Raw genomic sequence first — 4,516 nt, forward strand, 5'->3', positions numbered from 1 at the left:
GCTCGATGTCGGCCACGACCACGCCGTCCAGATGGATCTGGTGCAGATGCCCGCTGCCGTAGTACAGGTGGTGCAGCGTGCGCCCATCGGGCAGGCCCGTCTCGGTGCGGTTGCCCAGGGCATCGTGGGCATGGCGCAGTTCGGTGCGCTCGCCGGTGGCGGCGTCGGTGGCGGCCTCCTTCACCACATCGCCGAGGGCGTTGTAGGCGTACTCCAGCGTGTGGACCGGGGCCTGCGTCTCAGCGTCCAGCATTTGCGCGCGCACCAGCCGGTGCAGCGGGTCGTAGGCAAAGCGCTGCAGCAGGGCGCCGCCCGGCGCGCCCTCGCCGGAGGGAAGGATCTGCTTTTCCTGCAGGCGCCCGAGCGCATCGCGCCGGTAGAGGGTGCGGATGGGCGAGGCCGGCACATGCCCGGCAATGCCCTGCAGGCGCACGTCGTCCTCGCCCGGGTGTTCCACCAAGGCCACCACGCGGCCGGCGGGGTCGTAGTCGAGGGCGTGGCGGCTGCCATCGGGTCGGCGCTCTTCCAGCAGGCGGTCGGCGGTGTCGTAGGCGAACTCGTAGCTGGCGTGGTTCTCGTTGACCAGCGTGGCCAAGCGGTGCGCCGCGTCGTAGCCCAGGTGGATGGCGCGGCCGTTCGGGGCCTGCAGGGTCAGCAGCTGGCCATGCAGGTTGTACTGGTAGCGGGTCGCACGCTGGCTCGAATCGCTGGTGGAGGCCAGCCGGCCGGCCGCGTCGTAGCCGTAGTTCTGCACGCTGCCATCGGGGTGCTGCACGCTCAGCAGGCGGCCCAGCGGGTCGTGGATGTACCGGGTGGACTGGCCCAGGGCATCGGTGCGCACCCGCAGGTGGCCGTTGGCGTCGTATTCGAAGCGGGTGGTCTTGCCCGAGCAGTCGGTGTGGCTGGCCAGCAGGGCCTGCGGCGTCCAGCGCCATTGCTGGCGGCCCCCGTTGGCATCGGTGGTGAGCACGGGCAGGCCGCGCGCGTCGTACACGGTGGCCTCCCGGTAGCGGGCGTCGGCCGGGGTGCCCGAAGGGTTTGCATCCGGCGCAAGGGACGCATCCGGCGCATCCTGCGCCAGGGGCGGGCCCAGCACTTCGGTGCAGTTGCCGCGTTCGTCGTATTCGTAGTGCCAGCGCGAGCCGTCCACGGCCGTCGTAGCGCGGATGCGCTGCAAGCGTTCGTGCCAGTCGATGCGCGCACTCTGGCCCAGCGGGTCGGTGGCGTGCACGAGGTTGCCCAGGCGGTCGTAGTCGAAGGTGAAGCGGGTGCCATCCGCCCGCGTCCACGCCAGCAATTGCCACTGGCCGTTCCATTCCATGCGCTGGATGTGGCCCAGGGGGTCTTCGTAGCGGGTGACGTTCTGGTCCGCGTCGTGGTCGAAGAGCTGCACGCGCCCCAGGTGGTCGGTAACGCGCGTGCGGCGGTCGCCGTCGGCTTCGCCGGGCAGGTCGTATTCGAAGGTCCAGCTGGTTGCCGGCAGGCCGCCGCCCGCATCGTCGAGCCAGTGGCGCAGCACGCGGCCTTGCGGGCCCGGCCGGTCCCACTGGTAGTGGGCGACCAAGCCGCTTTCGAAGGTCTGGGCCACCATCGTGTGCTGTGCCCATTCGAAGCGGCGCACCGTGCGGCCGGTGCGGTCGGTCACCTGGACCAGGTCGCCTTCGGTGCTGTAGCGGTATTCGACCAGGGTGCCAGGCGGCCCGCCCGCGGTGAGGTCGATGCGCAACAGGCGCGGCCCACTGCCGGCCACCGCGTCCGGGGTGTAGTGCAGCGCCAGCCGGTGGCCGCTGGTGTCGGTGATGTGGCGCACCAGGCCCTGGGCGTCGCGGTGGTAATCGATGGCGTTGTGGTTCAGGTCGGCCCATTGCAGCAGGGACAGGCGCTCGCCTTCGGCCTGGCTCCGGCGCGCGCCGAAGGTGTAGACCCAACCCACCGAGGGCATGCCGATGTAGTAGACCCCGCCTTCGCTGCGGCTCAGTTGCAGGCCCTCGGGCACGCTGAACATCTGCCCGCCCGGCGGCAGGTCGTCGAAGGGAATGCCGCGCCCCTGCTCGTCGATGTAATGGGCCTTGCCGTCCTGGAACACCAGCTCCACGCTGAAAGGCAGGCTCCAGCCCGTTCCCAGCACGCCGGTGCGCGCGTCGGTGGAGGCATAGGTGCGCTGCCACACGATGGGCAGCGCGCCGCTCAACGCGAAGTCGGTGTCGTCGTCGCCCAGCAGCACCTTGGCCCCGGTGACGGCGTGCACGGGCTTGCCCTGCAGCAGGTTGCCCAGGGCGGTGCCGGCGCTGTTGCCCGCGCCCTTCGCCGCGCCCTGCCCGCCATCGAAGGAGGGCATGACCTCGCCCAGCACCTTGGCCCCCACCACACCCATGCCCACGGCAATGCCGAAGCACTTGATGCCGGCTTTCAGGGCGCCCGCGGCCCCGCCCAGGATGCCGGCCCAGAACCGGGCCTTGGCCGCCAGCTCGCGGTCGGAGTCCGGGATTTCCTGCGCCCGGAAATTGGCCACGGGCACCGACTCGCCGCCGAAGTTGACGTCCTCCGAGCCCTTGCTGATCTTGGCCTCGCAGTCCACGTAGTCGCCCTCGCGGCCGGCGCGGAAGGTGTCGATGAAGATGTTCTCGCTGCCGAAGTTGACGAGACTGGGCGGCATGCTGTGCTTGTCGCACATGGCCACGTCCAGCCCGGCGCGGATGGCGGGCAGCTTGTTGATGAAGACCGTGGCCGACCCCGTCGCGGTGAGCTCGCCGCAATCGGAGCTGAAACTTCGCCCCAGCGCCTCCCCGAACGACTGGAAGAAGTCGCCCACCAGGCTGAACATGTGGCTCACCACCAGCGTGCCCACGAACACGGCCGCGCCGATCAGAAAGCCCGCCAGGGTGCCGAGCCCCGGGCAGGCGATGGTGCCCACGGCCGCGCCGATCGCCACCGCCGCCCCGAACTCGATCGCCACCGCCGTGGCCGCCCCCGCCGCATGGCCCTCGCGGGCGTAGGTGTGGGCGATGGGATCGTGCAGGCGGGCGGCTTTGGGCATGGAGCGCGGAAGGAAGGTACGCCGGTGGGCGGGTTTGTAAAAGGCCGTGCGGTCTGTCGCGAGGGCGGCGTGGAGCCTTGGGGGCGTGCCTTACTGCGGCCGCACGCGCACGCTTTGCAGGATGGACGCCCACTGCGCTTCGTGGTGCGGCTTCCAGGGCGCCGCATGGGTGCCGGTGAGCACCAGCGCCTTGCGCTCGGGCAGCTCGATCAGCACGATGCGCTGGTACAGCGTGTGACCTTGCTTGCTGTACGAGACCGAGGCACCCACGGCGTTGGGGGCAGCGGTTTCGTTGGCCGGCGGCTCACCGGCGGGGCCGTGTAGCGGCAGGCGCGCCCGGCTCATGTCGAGCTGCTTGTAGCTCTTGCCCACGGTGGACAGCGCACGCAGTTGCTCCTGCAGCAGCGCCTCGATCCCGCTGCCTTCGTCGAAGTAGTCGCGGGTGACGACCACGTTGAACGGCAGCGCCGGGTCCCCGAAGATGAGCACGTTCACGCTGCGGTCGATGAAGCCGTCGGAGGGCAGCTCGAAGGCCGCCTCCTGGATGTGGTATTGCATGGATGGATTCCTAGGCTGCTGCCGGCGATGCCGGTGGGTCAGCAGTTCATGTTGATGGGCTTGCCGAACTCGTCGAGGCTTTCCGTGAAGCGCAGCAGGCCCTTGCGCACGCCGACGATCTCGATGTCCCCGTCCTTGGTGAGCTTGATGTAGGCCTTGCCCTTGCCGCACACCAGGGTGATGCTGTCGGCCGCCTCCAGGCGGATGTGCTGCCCGGCATCGACCAGGACCGAATCCTGCGTGGCCTTGATGTTGACGTTCTCGTGGCCCAGCACGCTCGCATCGAGCGTCTTGGACGCCATGGTGATGTTCTGGTTGGCCGTGAGGTTCATGTGGCCGGCCTGCGCCTCGGAGGCCACGTCGCCCTGGCTCACGGTGTTGCGCTGCCCGCCCTGGGAGACGTGGGTGAGCATGCCGCCCTTGGCCAGCTGGGTGAGCTGCGCGCCGCTCGATACCGTGATGTGCTGCGTGGCGTGCATCGATGCGCTCTGCCCGGAGCTGATCACGATGGGCTTGGGGCTGATCATCGAATGCCCCTCGGGGCTGACGATGGACACGATGGGTTTCGTGATGTCCTTGGACAGCTCGCGCAGCGCCTGCGACTGCGGCATGGCCGGGTCGGTGTTGGTCGGCATGCTGACCTCGGGCCCGCCCCCTCCACCGCCGGCCCCGCCGGCATCGGCAAAGGCGGCGACGGCCGCGGCGGCCTTCGCCAGGGACGACGCCCCGGCCTGGCCGCCGACCATGGAAGCGACCCCGGCGCCCAAAGCCATCATGTGCGAGGTCTTGAGGCCGTTGATGGCGCCGATGGCCGAGTCCATGGCCTTCACGGCGCTTCCGGCCTCTTTCATCAGCGCCGCGGTGCCGGCCAGCCCGCTGCCCAGTTGATCGAACCCGTCCGGGTTGTTGCTCGCCACCTTG

3 protein-coding genes are annotated in these 4,516 nt (G+C 69.8%); all 3 read right to left on the bottom strand.

Annotated elements, in window-relative coordinates; genetic code table 11:
• Window positions 1-3,037 (bottom strand): DUF6531 domain-containing protein (locus AC27IO_RS20860; RefSeq protein ID WP_498740552.1); only part of this gene is annotated, 3,037 nt, incomplete at its 3' end.
• Between the two features lie 90 nt (window positions 3,038-3,127).
• A complete protein-coding gene (locus AC27IO_RS20865; protein WP_284403008.1) occupies window positions 3,128-3,595 on the bottom strand; it encodes a DcrB-related protein in 468 nt (155 codons plus the stop codon).
• Window positions 3,596-3,633: 38 nt separating this feature from the next.
• Window positions 3,634-4,516, bottom strand: an 883-nt coding sequence (locus AC27IO_RS20870; RefSeq protein WP_498740553.1) for a DUF2345 domain-containing protein, incomplete at its 5' end; no start/stop codon positions are given.

Source organism: Acidovorax sp. KNOB132 (genome assembly GCF_057541515.1).